The sequence below is a fragment of the uncultured Campylobacter sp. genome, assembly GCF_963517995.1.
Taxonomy (GTDB): Bacteria; Campylobacterota; Campylobacteria; order Campylobacterales; family Campylobacteraceae; genus Campylobacter_A.
In genome coordinates, this window is record NZ_CAUQHQ010000062.1 from 1 (window position 1) to 12,977 (window position 12,977).

General features: G+C 41.3%; 24 protein-coding genes. 6 read left to right on the forward strand and 18 right to left on the reverse strand.

The window, feature by feature from the left end; translation table 11 throughout:
* Window positions 1-60: 60 nt before the first annotated feature.
* The 8 genes from RYL88_RS07360 to RYL88_RS07395 form a co-directional block, all read right to left on the reverse strand.
* The gene (locus RYL88_RS07360; RefSeq protein ID WP_314089504.1) at window positions 61-243 is read right to left on the reverse strand and encodes a helix-turn-helix domain-containing protein; all 183 of its coding nucleotides are present in this window, start codon (window positions 241-243) and stop codon (window positions 61-63) included.
* A gap of 2 nt (window positions 244-245) precedes the next feature.
* On the reverse strand, window positions 246-422 hold the full coding sequence (locus RYL88_RS07365; protein WP_185898765.1) for a hypothetical protein: 177 nt from the start codon (window positions 420-422) through the stop codon (window positions 246-248).
* Window positions 423-432: 10 nt separating this feature from the next.
* Entirely contained in the window at window positions 433-1,338 is a 906-nt protein-coding gene (locus RYL88_RS07370; RefSeq protein ID WP_314990214.1) for a hypothetical protein, read from the reverse strand.
* Complete coding sequence (locus RYL88_RS07375) at window positions 1,339-1,533, reverse strand: hypothetical protein (RefSeq protein ID WP_314990216.1); 195 nt, start codon at window positions 1,531-1,533, stop codon at window positions 1,339-1,341.
* Window positions 1,526-1,765: a hypothetical protein gene (locus RYL88_RS07380; RefSeq protein ID WP_314990218.1), complete on the reverse strand. Its 240-nt coding sequence runs from the start codon at window positions 1,763-1,765 to the stop codon at window positions 1,526-1,528. The genes RYL88_RS07375 and RYL88_RS07380 overlap by 8 nt, the downstream gene beginning before the upstream one ends.
* Window positions 1,759-1,950, reverse strand: coding sequence for a hypothetical protein (locus tag RYL88_RS07385; RefSeq protein ID WP_314990220.1), 192 nt, complete (start codon window positions 1,948-1,950; stop codon window positions 1,759-1,761). The genes RYL88_RS07380 and RYL88_RS07385 overlap by 7 nt, the downstream gene beginning before the upstream one ends.
* Window positions 1,951-2,091: 141 nt before the next feature.
* Window positions 2,092-2,322: a hypothetical protein gene (locus RYL88_RS07390; RefSeq protein ID WP_314990221.1), complete on the reverse strand. Its 231-nt coding sequence runs from the start codon at window positions 2,320-2,322 to the stop codon at window positions 2,092-2,094.
* 23 nt (window positions 2,323-2,345) lie between these two features.
* Window positions 2,346-2,552 carry a hypothetical protein gene (locus RYL88_RS07395; protein ID WP_314990223.1) on the reverse strand — a complete coding sequence of 69 codons (207 nt, stop codon included), beginning with the start codon at window positions 2,550-2,552 and terminating at the stop codon, window positions 2,346-2,348.
* A gap of 88 nt (window positions 2,553-2,640) precedes the next feature.
* Between RYL88_RS07395 and RYL88_RS07400 the strand changes: the two genes are divergently transcribed.
* Complete coding sequence (locus RYL88_RS07400) at window positions 2,641-2,808, forward strand: hypothetical protein (RefSeq protein WP_314350327.1); 168 nt, start codon at window positions 2,641-2,643, stop codon at window positions 2,806-2,808.
* 8 nt (window positions 2,809-2,816) lie between these two features.
* Here the strand turns inward: RYL88_RS07400 and RYL88_RS07405 are convergent, their stop codons facing one another.
* Window positions 2,817-3,017 (reverse strand): hypothetical protein, encoded by a 201-nt coding sequence (locus RYL88_RS07405; RefSeq protein WP_314990226.1) that lies wholly within the window; start codon window positions 3,015-3,017, stop codon window positions 2,817-2,819.
* Between the two features lie 24 nt (window positions 3,018-3,041).
* Window positions 3,042-3,290, reverse strand: a complete 249-nt coding sequence (locus RYL88_RS07410; RefSeq protein ID WP_314990229.1) for a hypothetical protein — start codon at window positions 3,288-3,290, stop codon at window positions 3,042-3,044.
* Window positions 3,291-3,396: 106 nt separating this feature from the next.
* Between RYL88_RS07410 and RYL88_RS07415 the strand changes: the two genes are divergently transcribed.
* Genes RYL88_RS07415 through RYL88_RS07430 form a run of 4 tightly spaced genes read left to right on the forward strand, consistent with a single transcriptional unit; the run spans window position 3,397 to window position 6,532 of the window.
* On the forward strand, window positions 3,397-3,780 hold the full coding sequence (locus RYL88_RS07415; protein WP_314990230.1) for a helix-turn-helix domain-containing protein: 384 nt from the start codon (window positions 3,397-3,399) through the stop codon (window positions 3,778-3,780).
* 2 nt (window positions 3,781-3,782) lie between these two features.
* Window positions 3,783-4,100, forward strand: coding sequence for a hypothetical protein (locus tag RYL88_RS07420; RefSeq protein ID WP_314990232.1), 318 nt, complete (start codon window positions 3,783-3,785; stop codon window positions 4,098-4,100).
* Window positions 4,101-5,231, forward strand: coding sequence for a helix-hairpin-helix domain-containing protein (locus RYL88_RS07425; protein WP_314990234.1), 1,131 nt, complete (start codon window positions 4,101-4,103; stop codon window positions 5,229-5,231).
* A complete protein-coding gene (locus RYL88_RS07430; protein WP_314990236.1) occupies window positions 5,228-6,532 on the forward strand; it encodes a PIN domain-containing protein in 1,305 nt (434 codons plus the stop codon). The genes RYL88_RS07425 and RYL88_RS07430 overlap by 4 nt, the downstream gene beginning before the upstream one ends.
* Here RYL88_RS07430 and RYL88_RS07435 read toward each other — a convergent pair.
* The gene (locus RYL88_RS07435) at window positions 6,529-8,967 is read right to left on the reverse strand and encodes a phage tail tape measure protein (RefSeq protein ID WP_314990238.1); all 2,439 of its coding nucleotides are present in this window, start codon (window positions 8,965-8,967) and stop codon (window positions 6,529-6,531) included. The genes RYL88_RS07430 and RYL88_RS07435 overlap by 4 nt on opposite strands.
* A gap of 187 nt (window positions 8,968-9,154) precedes the next feature.
* Between RYL88_RS07435 and RYL88_RS07440 the strand changes: the two genes are divergently transcribed.
* Window positions 9,155-9,328 (forward strand): hypothetical protein, encoded by a 174-nt coding sequence (locus tag RYL88_RS07440; protein WP_314990240.1) that lies wholly within the window; start codon window positions 9,155-9,157, stop codon window positions 9,326-9,328.
* A 118-nt stretch (window positions 9,329-9,446) separates the two neighbouring features.
* Here the strand turns inward: RYL88_RS07440 and RYL88_RS07445 are convergent, their stop codons facing one another.
* The 7 genes from RYL88_RS07445 to RYL88_RS07475 form a co-directional block, all read right to left on the reverse strand.
* The gene (locus RYL88_RS07445; RefSeq protein ID WP_314990242.1) at window positions 9,447-9,710 is read right to left on the reverse strand and encodes a hypothetical protein; all 264 of its coding nucleotides are present in this window, start codon (window positions 9,708-9,710) and stop codon (window positions 9,447-9,449) included.
* 9 nt (window positions 9,711-9,719) lie between these two features.
* Window positions 9,720-10,211 (reverse strand): phage major tail tube protein, encoded by a 492-nt coding sequence (locus RYL88_RS07450; RefSeq protein WP_304345100.1) that lies wholly within the window; start codon window positions 10,209-10,211, stop codon window positions 9,720-9,722.
* A gap of 1 nt (window position 10,212) precedes the next feature.
* The gene (locus tag RYL88_RS07455; protein ID WP_314990245.1) at window positions 10,213-11,322 is read right to left on the reverse strand and encodes a phage tail protein; all 1,110 of its coding nucleotides are present in this window, start codon (window positions 11,320-11,322) and stop codon (window positions 10,213-10,215) included.
* A gap of 16 nt (window positions 11,323-11,338) precedes the next feature.
* On the reverse strand, window positions 11,339-11,749 hold the full coding sequence (locus RYL88_RS07460) for a DUF5675 family protein (RefSeq protein WP_314400394.1): 411 nt from the start codon (window positions 11,747-11,749) through the stop codon (window positions 11,339-11,341).
* Window positions 11,746-12,099, reverse strand: coding sequence for a hypothetical protein (locus RYL88_RS07465; protein WP_314400395.1), 354 nt, complete (start codon window positions 12,097-12,099; stop codon window positions 11,746-11,748). Before RYL88_RS07465 ends, RYL88_RS07460 begins: the two co-directional genes overlap by 4 nt.
* Before the next feature lie 102 nt (window positions 12,100-12,201).
* The gene (locus RYL88_RS07470) at window positions 12,202-12,450 is read right to left on the reverse strand and encodes a hypothetical protein (protein ID WP_314990248.1); all 249 of its coding nucleotides are present in this window, start codon (window positions 12,448-12,450) and stop codon (window positions 12,202-12,204) included.
* Between the two features lie 37 nt (window positions 12,451-12,487).
* Window positions 12,488-12,865: a hypothetical protein gene (locus RYL88_RS07475; RefSeq protein WP_314990250.1), complete on the reverse strand. Its 378-nt coding sequence runs from the start codon at window positions 12,863-12,865 to the stop codon at window positions 12,488-12,490.
* Window positions 12,866-12,977: the final 112 nt, after the last annotated feature.

The following is a 12,977-nucleotide window of genomic DNA, read 5'->3' on the forward strand; positions in this document are numbered from 1 at the left end:
CCTCGCAGCTGTCGCCGTTATAAATGGCGTAATCATTCGCTACGACTTGATTTATCACGTTCATGCCTCTTTACCTCTAATCATCTCTAAAATCTCGTCTTTATCGACAAACACGCTGCGGCCAGTTACGGCGTAGCGCTTGATAATCCCTTTTTGCGCCCACTTCTTGATCGTCACTACCGCAACGCCTAGCATTTTTGCCGCCTGCGCGTAACTGATAAAATTTATTTGATTTTGATGCATTTTCACTCCTCGTTTGCCGCGCCCTCGATCGGCTTTTCGTTTTTCGCCTTGATCTGCATGGCGATTTTTATATGCTCCTCGTTCGGATACCTTTTGATTAAATTTTCTATACCTTCGATCGTGAAGTATTTACAAACCTTAAGCGCCTTTATGTGCTCATCTACGTTAAATTTTCCCACTTTTTACCCTTTAAAAAATAGTTTTGCTTAAATTTAATCGCTTGCGCATATCCCTGAAATATGCGATTTGCTCGTTAAATTTGCCAAGATAGACGCCAAAAGGAAACTCGCCCGTGAGCTTATCCGCGATCTCGTCCATCACCTCAACGCACTCCTTAAAGTTTTCGTTTTCGATAAAATCCATAAATTTACCCTTGAGCCGAAACGTAACTTCAAGGCGCTTCCAGTCCTTAAATTTCTCGTCTATTTTTTGCTTGTGATAGTTGGTTTGCTTTTCGAATTTGTCGTAAAAACAAATCTTATCTACCGCATAAAACTTCCCGCTTTTTAGTCCGTGATTTGCGTAAATGCTAGTTTTAAAACTGATCACGTCATCGGCGCACTCTTTTACGTGCTCTTTAAATTTGCCTTTGGCTTTATGATTTATTTCGCCCCGATCTTTAAAATCCACCGCGAGATCAAAGCTGTAAGGCTTAAAGCGCCGTAAAAACTTGCCCAAAATTCGGTAAGTCTCTTTATAAATATCCCTGCTAGGCTGAAACAGCCCCGCAAAGACAACGCAAACGTAATAGCCAAAAGGCTTTTTACGCTTCTTGCAAAGATCGTTTAACTCGCTAGAGTTTTCGACCACCAGCATCGTGTTACTTAAGCTTTTCGTGCCGCGCTTAAAACTGACGTAGCGGATTTTAAAGGGGTGCTTTTCGTCCGCATCAAAAAGCGGCTTATTTGCGCCCTTAAATTTATACTCCGCATAATCCTTGACCGTTTTATTTCGGCTTATTAGCCGCAGCTTTCCCAAAAGTTCAATCTTTTTTAAAAAGCCGTTAAGCGTGGCCTTTGGTATCACAAAACGGATGCTATCTATCCCGCAATCGACAATGTCCTCTGCGCTAAATTTAGGCGTTTTGGGCTTCATCTACTGCACCGCGAGCCAACTATCCATTTTTTGTTTGATTTCAGTGATTAGGTCGTCCGCTTGCTCTGTTTCGTTTTGCTCCACGAGCTCGGCAAGCTCATCGAGACCCTCTTCAATCTCCTCAAAAAATGAGGCGATTAGCTCTTTGATCTCGTCTTTGGCGTTTTTTAACGCATCGCTTAAATTTTTATTCATCGTCCGCCTCTTTGTCCTCTTTTTTGACAACCTCGACGGACATCTTGAGCCCGTGCGAAATTTGGACGCCCGACAAGTCGTCCGTGTTTAGCTCTCGTTTTAGCTCGCGCTCTAGGTTTTCGAGAGTTTCGAGGTAGCTTTTTTTATCCTCTTTGAGCTCTTTTATCTGCTCGTCTATCCTCTCAATCCCTGCCTTGACCTCAAAAAATCTCTTTAAATTTTGGATTAGCATGTTTTTTCCTTTATATCCACGATCGCGCCGCCTAGCCTGCACGCGATGAAGCCATCCGTATTTACGTAGTAGTGCGACCCGCTAAAGATCGCCCCGCTCGCGCCCTTGATTTTCCTATCTTTTGCCCGGCACGGCTCAACTGAGCGATGCGAGAGAATTTGTCTTAAAATTTGGATTATTCGCACTTTTTGCCTCCGCTTTGCCTAACTTTGCGCCGCGTTTAACCCCGCGGATCTCGCCCTTTGAAGTTAGTTTTATCTCAAACCCCGCCATTGCCATTTTTGCTTGAAATATCGCAAAATCAACCGCTTTTTTATTTAACATTTTTAACTCGCTTTCTTTTTATTTAGATATACAAATCCCGCGCATGTGCCGTTGCCTACTTTGACGTTTTTTGCCGTGCGCCACTCGATCCCATCGCTTTCTAGTATCTTTGCGTTTGCCTTGCTCACGTATCCGCACCGAAGCCCCATGATCGAGCTTATCCCGCGCATTTCGCAATAATCTTTTAGCGTCCATCTCGTTTTTTCGTAAATTAACTGCGCTAGAGTTTTCATTAACTCGCCTCCTCCTTTAAATTTCAAATCAAAAAGCCGTATTTGAGCTCAAATTTCTGCATCGCGTCCTTAAAATCCTCGCAATCTCGCAAAAACTCCTCGCCCAAGTCGCTGTTTATTAGTTTGATCATCTTTTGGCATATCGTTTTTCGCCTGGCGATCTCGCGCTCCAGCTCCTCATTGACCGCGACGTTCAAATACGCTTCTTGTAAGAACTTGTCTTTTGTCATCTTTTATCCTTTCAAAAAATACTCATAAAAAAGCCCTTTTTCGTTATAATTTATTCGCCAAAACAAATTCAACTAAAAGGACTTATCTATGGATACCAACATAGAAGAAACCGTCAAAATCCTAGACCAGGCCGAGCTTGAGCAACTCAAAGCCGACGTTGCCAAGCTCAAAAAAGCGGTTCGAGCTCTTGATGAAGAGTTAAAGACTATTAAAGATGCGTTAGGCCGTAAAGCGGACAACACGCACTCCCATTAACCTTGCCCTCACTCCTCTTTATAGTCTTTAAATTTCTTAGCTATTTTCTTAACGCTTTTGCTAGGTTTCGTGCCTAGCATGGCGACCAGCTCCTTTTTCTTGGCCTCGATGCTACGTTGAGCGTTACATACATTACTAAACACCGCACCAATCGCATTTAGCTCTTGCTCCAGCTTTAAAAGCTTTTTTAAAATCTTGATTTTTTTCATCCCTAATCCTTTCTTAGGGGCAGCTTAGGCCGCCCTTTTTTGTAAAAAATGCTCTAAAAAGATTTGAAAATCTTTAGACTTTTTAAAATAGTGGCGCACCTGGTCAAAGCCGATCTTGTCCTCATCTGCGTAAAAGTGGCTGACCTCTTGCTGTCCGCAGCTCACGTGAGCGCCTATGACGTAACCATTTGCCTTAAAGCTAGCTCCCCACTCGTCCACCCTGACGTCTTTGCCGTATTTGCTAAGAAGCTTAACCGCGTTTTGAAGTTTCATTTTTTGTCCTTTTTGGTATAATTGATTAATTGATGTTTGAATTATATGACATTTTTTGTCATATGTCAATTAAATTTAGCTTAAATACGTCAATAAAAGGCATATTATGAAAGAAAATGTCATAAATTTAAAAGAAGTCAGGGATAAAATAGGTTTAACGCAAAAAGAAACGGCAGACAAACTCGGCATATCACTCAGGACTTATCAGCGTTATGAGCTTGACGGAGATGGGATCGACTATAAGAAATTACTAGAAATTTCAAAAAAATTAGGAGTGAGTATGGAACAATTAACTGGGGCAGTAGCGATAGGAAGCGGCAATATAGCCATAAGAGGTAACGGCAATCAAATAGACAAGCAGAGAAGCCAAAAGCGCAATACGCCGCTATACATAGAGTTTGAAAAGCTCTATGATGATTACGGTAATGAAACATTGCTAAAAGGTTTTGTCGAAAAACTAAAAAAGTTAAAAGAATTTTCAGAGGAGTAGCAGTGAGTGATTTTGCAGATTTTATAGATTTTATAGTTAGATATTGGAAATCGATTTTATTTATCGGTGCAGGTGTGGCCTTTTGGGCATTTGTTATCCTTCAACAACGCGCCGAAAATAAAAGGATTTATCTAGCCCAAAGAAATGAGGATGTAAGCAAGATAAGCGAAGGAGTAGCGGGTGGGATGCTTGCCGTTTTTACGAATGAAGAATTTTTGCAAGCTTTAAGGAACGGAGCTTATATTAAAATAGATATAAACGTTGATGGCTCGCAAAATATAGTTATTGCCGGTAGTCAAAATCAAATTTTAAGAGACTGAATGCTTTTTGTTATAGGCACTATAATCTCATTCTTTTGCGTTGTTATGAGCATATCAATGTTTTATGTCGGCGATATAGGCGGAGGATTTAGCTTTTTGATAGCGCCCATTTTAATGATTTGGGCATTTGCGTCAAAACAAACAAAAAAGAAGGCTAATCAGGAAAATGCAGATATAGAACGGCAAAGCGATAAAAATATATCTGCCAGTAATCGCTTCCAAGCAAACAATAGTAGCGATGACGCGTTAAAGCAAATTCAAGAAGCCAACCGATCTTTAAGCGATCTGTTAAAACAATCTGAAAAAAGTTTAAACCAAAAGCCAAAGCAATATGATATTAATGACCTAACAAAGGATCTAAAAGAGGGCAAATTTACTAAATTTATGAACGCCGACGAAACAGAAGAGATGCCTGATGCGACCCAAGAGGAGCTAACGGAGGCCGATATTATAGCCGACGGCATAACGACTCCTCAAGAGCTGAGCGAGCTGGGGCGCGGCGTTTCGTATCTCGACTTTAACGATCCGCGCCGCATAGCTTACTATAAAGCATGCCGTAAACCTTACGGGTATTATATAAAATTCGGAGATTTTCCATTAAATTTAAAAACCGTATTTTATTACGAATATCCTACCAAAAATATTATACGCAATATATGCGAAATAATAGACCCGCAAAGCTATGAAACCTTAAGTGATGCAGAAAAGAAGTTTTTTAAAAAAATCACCTTGGGCGATTATAATTATAGCAAAGGACGGTTTAAAACTCTTGTAAAAGACGGCTTGACAAAAGAAGGAGCAGTTATACTCGAGTTATTTAAAATTTATTATTCGCATGATCTGGACAAGGAATTTAAATTTAACGATTTCGTAAAAAGAAACGACTTTTTAAAAACAGGGTTTGATGCTTCAAGCGATTTTTATCAAGAATTTATCAATAAAAAAGAGATGATCTCAAAAATCCAAAATTTGCGAGGCCTACCCGCCGCGAGTACTTTTATAAAAGCCGGGTATGAAAATTTAGAGGATATTAAAAAACTAAGCGATGAGCAAATACTTAGTATAAAAGGCATAGGAGCCAAAAAGCTTATGGAAATAAAAAATTTTTTAACAGGTTATGATAAATCATGAAAAAAGAAAAAACTCTAGAAAAAAACGGCTTTTGTATAGTAGAATCAAAAGAAGAAGCTGACAAGTTAAAAACCTCAGATGATTTCGGCATTCAAGGACCTTTTGCCAAAACAAAAAACTATTGTATTGTTTATGATAAAAAGTATATAAATGATGGCCTAGCAAGCAATATACTAAAGGCTGGCTATAATCACGATTTTATTTTTAATAATATAGATGTCGTTTTTTTAGATACAAATGTATTTTGTGCGGCAAATTACACCTATAAAAGTGATAACTTTGAAAATTTTATAAAAGCAATAAAAAATAACAATATAAACACCTACATAACCGACGTTATAGAAGAGGAAATTTATAGAAGAATAGATAAAGACATAGATGAACTAGATAAAGATACTATGTATTTTTTTATAAAAGCTGGCTTTATTGAACAAAAAAATAAAGAAAAGTTAAAACAGCATCTCAAAAAATGTTTTAAAGATCTGGAAATAGAAGTTATTAAATCAAATGCCAAAATTTCCGACATAGTAGACTTATGGAAAAATAAAAAAAATCCATTTTCGCCAAGTAAGCCAGATGAATTTATAGATGCAATAAATCTTTTAACTATAAATAATAAAAAATATGAGAGCAATATCGCACTTATAAGTAGCGACGACGAATGCCAAGAATTTTGCAAAGAAAATCAAATAATATGCTTTCAATATATTAGTCATGCGACCGCTCTAATAAATACCATTCATGATATAAAAGAAATAGAGGATAAAATTAAAAAGAATAAATTTTATAAAGAAATAGAGGAGATCAATAAAAAATATGAGATAATGGATATATGCAAAGAGCAACTGAGTAAATATCTGGAAGACAAAGACGAAGCAGATTATAATAATTTATTTTATTTTAACATTAATTTATATAGCGGAAAATTCAGAATCGACTATGCGGAAGCAAAAATTGACTCCTTAGCCATAAAAAATTCCATGTATATCAATATAACCGATGATAATAGAGTAAGTATACTATTTGACATAAGCCTAGAAATTTCGGTCGATACTGGGAAATATATACATGAACCTAGCTCGCACGGATACGACAAAGAAGACAATGAATACTATTGCAAAGAGTATAAAAAAACGGTCTTTAAAGTAAAAGAAGATCTTCGAGATATATTATTTTTGGTAGACTATGATCAGGATAAAAAAACCATAGGCGCTCCATTTCCTACTCACGAAATACGCATACACGGTGATATAGATGAATATGAAAAAAGCTTTACTTCAGATGAATTTATATATGACTAATCCCCAAAACTATACCCATTACCACTCACGGCCTGCGCCACGGCTTGCGGAGTAGCTTGCGATCCGTATAAATTTATATCGATCTTTTTGTTATCGGTTATTTGATTTTGGCTCGTTTGCGACCTCATCTCACGGCGGTCTTGCGTGACCTGGTCCACAGATCCGGCCGTCGTTTGCGGCGCTTCGTCGTTAAACCAGCTAAAAGGATTATACCAGTTAGCCTCTTTGCCGTCGCCGATACCTAAAAATTCTTTTGTTCCGTCCATTGCAGATCCCGCAAAGTCCGTAACCGCCTTTATACTATCGGTTACAAAGGCAAATTTCTCCGCTAGCCAATCAAAAAAGCCCGCAAAAAAGCCTTTTATCCCCTCGACGACTGCATCAAATTTTTGCAATATCCACTCGCCTATATTGCCGAAAAGATCGCGCCACCAATTAAGCTTCTCGCTAAAAGCCTCTATCCACTGCGCGCCTTTGATTTTGACGATGTCGATTATTAGGCCGACGGCTGTTATGATATTTGCCAAGGCTTCAAAAGGATATAGTGCCACGCTTAGCGACGCACCGAAAACCTGGCCGAAACTAGCGCCCGCATCCTTTAGTTCTCCAAGCTCCCCCTCGCTAGCTTTAGTTACTCCAAATAGCACCCCAAACAGATCAACGATTGGAGCAAAAGCCGTTTTTATGGCATCCCATGCTCTGCTAAAGCTATCTATTAGCGGCTTTATACCGCTCATAACGCCCTCAAAGAATCCGCTAAAAAATGCCTTGAGCTCATCCCAGTATTTATAAGCTAAAAAAGCAGCGGCGGCGATAGCAGCCAAAACAATCCCGATAGGGTTACTCAAAAATGCCATGCCTAGCGCTCTAAAAGCAATCCCGATATTTTTGAGAGCTCCGACGAAAAGAGCGGATTTTGAGCTAGCTGCCGCGGTACTAGCGCTCCAAAGAGTAGATGCTCTCGCGGCTGCGTTTAGCCACATTGCTTTAAACCTTGCCGCGATACCGCAATCTTTTAGCGAGCCACCCAGCTGCAAGCAATCAAACGGCAAAAGCTGCAATACTTTACGGTAATTGCCCAGCATCAGCGTAGTAATGCTTAAAACGGCTTGCTTTGCGATGAGTGCAGTTCTAACGGCGGTTATTGCGATAACCGCACCGAATGAATATTTTATTAAATTCGGGAATGCACCGGCAAAACCCGAAACGGCATAACTGATCTTTTTAATACCGTCAATAACTAAATTTAAAGCCGGTAAAAACGCCGCGCCGACATTGATCGCGATCTCGTTAAAAGCGCTTTTCATTAGCTGGATATTGTTTGCCGTCGTTTCGCTTCGAGACTTAAATTCTCTATCCATCGATCCGGCTTTTGCCTTATCCGCGCTTAGCTTCATCGCCTTATCGTAGTTTTCGATAGCGCCCGTTACTAGCGAGAGATCATCGCCGAAGTTTTTACCGAATATTGCCGTTAAAACGCCCGTTTTGCTCTCTTTTGGGATATTTGAGAGCGCATGTAAAAAGTCGGTTAAGGCTTTTTGAGGGTTTTTGATGATCGCTTCTTTTAGCTCTTTACCGTTGATGCCGATCTGCTCGAATGCGGCTTTAACCGAGTCGCTTGCGTTGTCGGCATTGTTTAGCGTAGTTAGCATGGAGTTGATCGCGGTCGCGGCTACTTCGGGGGCTTTACCTAGGGCGATAAAGCTACTGGCTAGTCCGCTCGCGGCATCTGCGCTAAGTCCGAAGTCTTTGGCATTACCCGCGATACGCCCTAGGGCATTTACTATTTTGTTTGCGGTGGCCGCGGAGTTATTTGAGATATGATTTATCGTGTCGCCTAGCTCGCCCACGCGCTTAACGTCCATGCCAAATATATTCATCATCGTGGCCATATTATCGCCCGCTTCTTTGGCGCTCATATCAAAGGCGACGCCCATCTTTGCCGCGGTAGTCGTGAAGTCCATCAAATTTTCTTTAGCGATGCCGAGTTGTCCGCCGCTTGCCGTGATTTGGGCGAGCTCATTGACGCTTAGCGGGATCTCGCGACTCATCTTCATAATACCGTCTGCAAACTGCTTGACCTCATCCGCGCCGCTAAAATCCACTACTTTTTTGACGTCGGCCATAGAGCTCTCAAAATCAATCGCTGCGCTTATAGGTTTTGAGATTGCCATTATACTGCCCACAGCGGCGATAGCTTGGGTTTTTAGCCCTTCGAGATTTTTCTTAGCGTCTTCGATGTCTAAATTTAGCTTGTGCGTCGTAGCCTTTTTGATGTCCTCCTTTAGCTTCGCCATATCAGTGTGAAATTTCGCGCTTTGAAACGGGTTTGCTTTAAGCTCGCTTAGACCGTTTTTATAGGCTTGCATCGCGCCCTGAGTAGCTTTATTTATCTGGTCGCTTAGGCTAGTGGCTTGTTTATTGATCGACTTCATCGCCTTGTCGAATTAGCTTAAGTACAACCCAAAGGTTAGAGTTGCATTTTTTGCCATCCCGCTACGCTCCTTTAGAAATCTTTTCGCTACGCGAAAAACGCTCTGCTGATTTTGCCATATTTCAGCCTTTTTTTATCTTGATATTATTAAAATTGAAGTGCAAATTTATACAACGGAGGCGCTAAAGATGGACGATTTGCTGCTTGCCCTAGTGATAGGTATAGGGTTGATGGGGTTTGCGGTTTTTTATGTCTTAGTTTTCGCTTTTTGGTATATCTCTATCCCGCTATTTTGTATTTACGTGTATTTTAAATATTTCAGAAAAGAGAGAAAATTTGAGGCTAGAGTCTTAGAGCCTTAAAACTCTTTTGCAAGCTTCAAGGCTATTTCATAATAATCCACAAACTCGTTAAACTCGAGGCTCATGATGTCTTTTAGAGTAAAGTGCAGGGAGTGCCCTATAAGAGCAATCCCCTCGGTTAGTTTTTTACGTCGATACCCATAAACGAGCTAACTCTTTTTGATAGCTCGCTCCATTCGTTCATCGGCAAGGAGTTTAAAAACTCTTTATCCATCTCGCCGTCGCTCATTTCGATTAGCATCAACTTCGCCTGCTCGATCTCGTCTTTTGTCTTATTTTGGACGCTTTGGATGAGCGCTAGCGTCGGAGCTTTGAGCTCTACCGTCTGGCCGTCGCTAAAGACAAATTCAGTTCTTGGTATTTCTATTTTTTTAAGTGCCATTTTTTCTCCTTAAGATATGTTTTTCCTGATGGTCTCGTAAAGATCCTCGCCGTTTACGGCATAAATTTTGTTTTCTACGTCGTATGATAGCGTGGTCTTTTTTTCGACTTCGTATTTAACGACTAAGCAGCTCATCTCGATGCTCATATTAGCCTCTTTATTCATCTCAAATTTAGGCGCTTCGAGTACTTTGACGTTGCCCTCAAACGTCGCCACGATAGCCACGTGTTTGCCCTCGCTTCCGCTATGATTGGCTTTGATGTAGACTTTTTGCTTGGTCTTTGTGTTTAAGAGCCCGAAATAAGTCTCGCTGACGTTATTAACGGTAAATTTTGCCGATAGAGGTTTGAGGGTCGGTAAAACCAGCTCGTATTTGCCGATCTCCGATGCGGCCTCTATCGTCTCGTGTTCAAATTTAGGCGGCTCAAAATCTACAAGCTCGCCAAAAAGACCGATCCCGTCAATAAAGAAATTTCCGCCCGTTATTGCTTGCGCTTTCATCCTATAACTCCTCGATTAAAACTTGCGAATAGTCCGTAACTCGGTAAATTCTATTCGTGATATTTTTGATTAGCGGCATCTCCTGCACTCTGTGTTTGATGTAAATTTTACCCTCGCTGATCGTTTCGTTGGTATTCAGCTCAGCCGGCACGGTCACTTCAAAACCTACGGCGACGTTGTTCGCCACCAAACGGCGATAAAATGCCTCAAGGCTATCGACTACGTTTTTGAGCACGTCGCGCATCCTCTTATCGATCGCGCGCTTTTGAGCCTGAAAAATCGTCTCGATCGCCGTATAAAATATAACGTAGGTGTGCATGCTGGTAAAATCCTCGTCGCGCGTTTCGCCGCCCCATGCCCTGATACCGTCATCAACGTAAGCTACCGTGATACCCTCGCTTCTTAGCCTATCGGCTTCGCAGTCCACGCCTTGGATAAACTCGACGTTATCCACGATTGCGGTAATGCCCGGAATTACCCTATTTGAATACGTTTGCGAGAAGCCGTATTCCGTCTCGCTCATGACTTTGGCGTAAAGAGCGATCAAAAACATGCTAAGCGGGCGAATAACCTTATCTACTCTTTTGACTTTTTGAAACGTTATGATTGCCGTTTTCGTGGCTAGCGTTTGGACTGCGGCCTTTGCGGTTTGCTCGTTTGTAGCATCGACTTCGATGGCATAAACGGCTCTTAGATATTCGCCTAACTGCTTTAGTTTTTCATAGACGCCTGCGTCGTTATATTCAGGCGCAGCGATAAATTTAGGCTTTGCCATTACCACGTTTTCGGCTTTTTTGAGCGCGTCGATAGCGTTTAGGCAAGATGTTAAATTCTCCTGCTTTTTTGCGCTCGCGTCGCTATTTGCGCTTTGCTTAAACGAGCTTAGCACTACTTGCGTATGAATTCCGCATGCCTTTAAGTCTTCAAGCGCGTTTTTTATCGTGCCGCCCTCTACCTCCTTAAGCGCATCTTCGACGGTGCTATAAACGTAAAGCCCTGCGACTAGCTTGCTATCGTCGCCGACTATTGCGATCGGGCGGCGATTGTTGATCTCGTATGGGTTTAGCGAGCCGTTATAAAGCTCGACATTGACGCCGTATTTACTTGGCATTTTTTTACCTCACTTTCTAAAATTTATTGATTATTTCTACTTGAAGCTCTTTGTTTAACGTTAGAGCTAAAAAACTTTTTAGGGTGCTAAGACTGTTTAAAACGCCCTCGTCGCTAAACGTAGAGCCCAAAAGTATGCAGCCCTCGGTGTGTTTGGGGTAGTTACCCGAATGGATCTCTATGTAACGGTCTTTAGGCACTTTTTCGTTGTAAAGCACCGGCAAAACACGGTTAAATCTCGCCGAATGATGCCAAAACACGTCATAAATGCCCTCAGGTATGCGTCTATCTTTGCCGCGCGCGGTAGTATCTGGTCCTGCAGGCTCTAGCGTGTAACCATTTAAAAAGACTTTATCATTAAAAAGTAGCTCGAATTCGCCGAGCGTGCCGTCTTTGATATTTTTAAACCTCGTGATTTTTAGCTTCATTTTAAATTCCTTTCATAGTCGCTCATTTCATCGCTATAGTCTTTTGAGGCGATTGCGTCTATCTTTTTATCTGCGGCTTTGTTGATTTTTCGCCTGACCCATTCTGCGCCCATAAAGGCGATAATCCCACCGATAGCTAGCGCAAACTCAACGTCGTGTATAAAAAATTTCACGATCGCAAATGTAGCCCAACAAAGAAACATAGCCGTAAAAGTAGCGGCGGTAAAAGCCCACTTGGTGCGATGTTTTCTAGGTTCTCCGTCTTCATTGAGTAGTCCTAAAATGCCGCCTATCGCGCCGACTAGCAATACCCAGAGCAGATATAGGTATTCTTTACAGAGAGGGCTCATCCTATCGCCGCCCCAAAAATCAAAGCAAGTATGACCGCTAAAGCTACCTCTAGCACTCTTTTTTTACCGATCCTAAAGCCCATGATTTTTCGAATTACCAGCTCACTCATCGCTTGTTCCCTTGCTTTTTTCGTTATCTTGCGACGCGCATCCCTTTAAAAGCTCCTCGCAAGTTTTATAGTATTCCATCAACTCGCGCGCGGTTTGCATATTTTCATGATCGTATTTTGGCTTATTTGGCATTTTATTTATACAACGTATCGGAACGAATACGTCTTTATACTCCGTTCTGATGATAACCTGCGGATCTTTGCCCGCGCATCCTGCTAGTAATAGCCCGCTAGCAATCAATGCAGCTGTTCGGAAATTCCGAACAGCTCGAACGGCTTTATTTATTCGCCTCATTCATTAGCTCCTCATAGAATTTTAACTTTTCCCCGCAAGCGGCATTTTTTGCCGGCACGGCCATCTTTTCAAATCTCGCCTTTGCTCTATTTGCCGCCCTTATAGCGTCCTGCTTTTTGATTTCCAACTGCTCAAATTTAGCGTTTTGTAGATCTATACGCAGGTTACATTCGTTTAAATTTGATGCCGAAACTTCGATGGCGGCATCTTTTAAAGCTAGCTTAGTATTTGCCTCTTTTAGCTCAACTCTTACGCCGTTTAGCGCACCGTTTAATCGCCAAATTTCAAGTCCGGCGCCGCCTAAAGCTATCACGATCACGACGCCGATGGATACCATAAATTTAACGCTTAAAAAATTCATTTTTAGCCCTTTAATACATCTACGATTACGACTATTGCTATAATGGCCGCGGCAATGATCATAAAAGTCTTAGTTGATGTTTTCATTTTTTTACTCTTTTTAGCGGATGAAA

Excerpts from the sequence above, each read along its gene's own strand:
- RYL88_RS07425 (WP_314990234.1), top strand. The coding sequence starts at position 4,101 with ATGCTTTTTGTTATAGGCACTATAATCTCATTCTTTTGCGTTGTTATG.
- RYL88_RS07410 (WP_314990229.1), bottom strand. The coding sequence starts at position 3,290 with ATGAAACTTCAAAACGCGGTTAAGCTTCTTAGCAAATACGGCAAAGAC.
- RYL88_RS07430 (WP_314990236.1), top strand. The coding sequence starts at position 5,228 with ATGAAAAAAGAAAAAACTCTAGAAAAAAACGGCTTTTGTATAGTAGAA.
- RYL88_RS07450 (WP_304345100.1), bottom strand. The coding sequence starts at position 10,211 with ATGAAAGCGCAAGCAATAACGGGCGGAAATTTCTTTATTGACGGGATC.
- RYL88_RS07415 (WP_314990230.1), top strand. The coding sequence starts at position 3,397 with ATGAAAGAAAATGTCATAAATTTAAAAGAAGTCAGGGATAAAATAGGT.
- RYL88_RS07465 (WP_314400395.1), bottom strand. The coding sequence starts at position 12,099 with ATGAGCCCTCTCTGTAAAGAATACCTATATCTGCTCTGGGTATTGCTA.
- RYL88_RS07400 (WP_314350327.1), top strand. The coding sequence starts at position 2,641 with ATGGATACCAACATAGAAGAAACCGTCAAAATCCTAGACCAGGCCGAG.
- RYL88_RS07405 (WP_314990226.1), bottom strand. The coding sequence starts at position 3,017 with ATGAAAAAAATCAAGATTTTAAAAAAGCTTTTAAAGCTGGAGCAAGAG.
- RYL88_RS07455 (WP_314990245.1), bottom strand. The coding sequence starts at position 11,322 with ATGCCAAGTAAATACGGCGTCAATGTCGAGCTTTATAACGGCTCGCTA.
- RYL88_RS07475 (WP_314990250.1), bottom strand. The coding sequence starts at position 12,865 with ATGAATTTTTTAAGCGTTAAATTTATGGTATCCATCGGCGTCGTGATC.
- RYL88_RS07445 (WP_314990242.1), bottom strand. The coding sequence starts at position 9,710 with ATGGCACTTAAAAAAATAGAAATACCAAGAACTGAATTTGTCTTTAGC.
- RYL88_RS07375 (WP_314990216.1), bottom strand. The coding sequence starts at position 1,533 with ATGAATAAAAATTTAAGCGATGCGTTAAAAAACGCCAAAGACGAGATC.
- RYL88_RS07360 (WP_314089504.1), bottom strand. The coding sequence starts at position 243 with ATGCATCAAAATCAAATAAATTTTATCAGTTACGCGCAGGCGGCAAAA.
- RYL88_RS07460 (WP_314400394.1), bottom strand. The coding sequence starts at position 11,749 with ATGAAGCTAAAAATCACGAGGTTTAAAAATATCAAAGACGGCACGCTC.
- RYL88_RS07390 (WP_314990221.1), bottom strand. The coding sequence starts at position 2,322 with ATGAAAACTCTAGCGCAGTTAATTTACGAAAAAACGAGATGGACGCTA.
- RYL88_RS07440 (WP_314990240.1), top strand. The coding sequence starts at position 9,155 with ATGGACGATTTGCTGCTTGCCCTAGTGATAGGTATAGGGTTGATGGGG.
- RYL88_RS07395 (WP_314990223.1), bottom strand. The coding sequence starts at position 2,552 with ATGACAAAAGACAAGTTCTTACAAGAAGCGTATTTGAACGTCGCGGTC.
- RYL88_RS07370 (WP_314990214.1), bottom strand. The coding sequence starts at position 1,338 with ATGAAGCCCAAAACGCCTAAATTTAGCGCAGAGGACATTGTCGATTGC.
- RYL88_RS07435 (WP_314990238.1), bottom strand. The coding sequence starts at position 8,967 with ATGAAGTCGATCAATAAACAAGCCACTAGCCTAAGCGACCAGATAAAT.
- RYL88_RS07380 (WP_314990218.1), bottom strand. The coding sequence starts at position 1,765 with ATGCTAATCCAAAATTTAAAGAGATTTTTTGAGGTCAAGGCAGGGATT.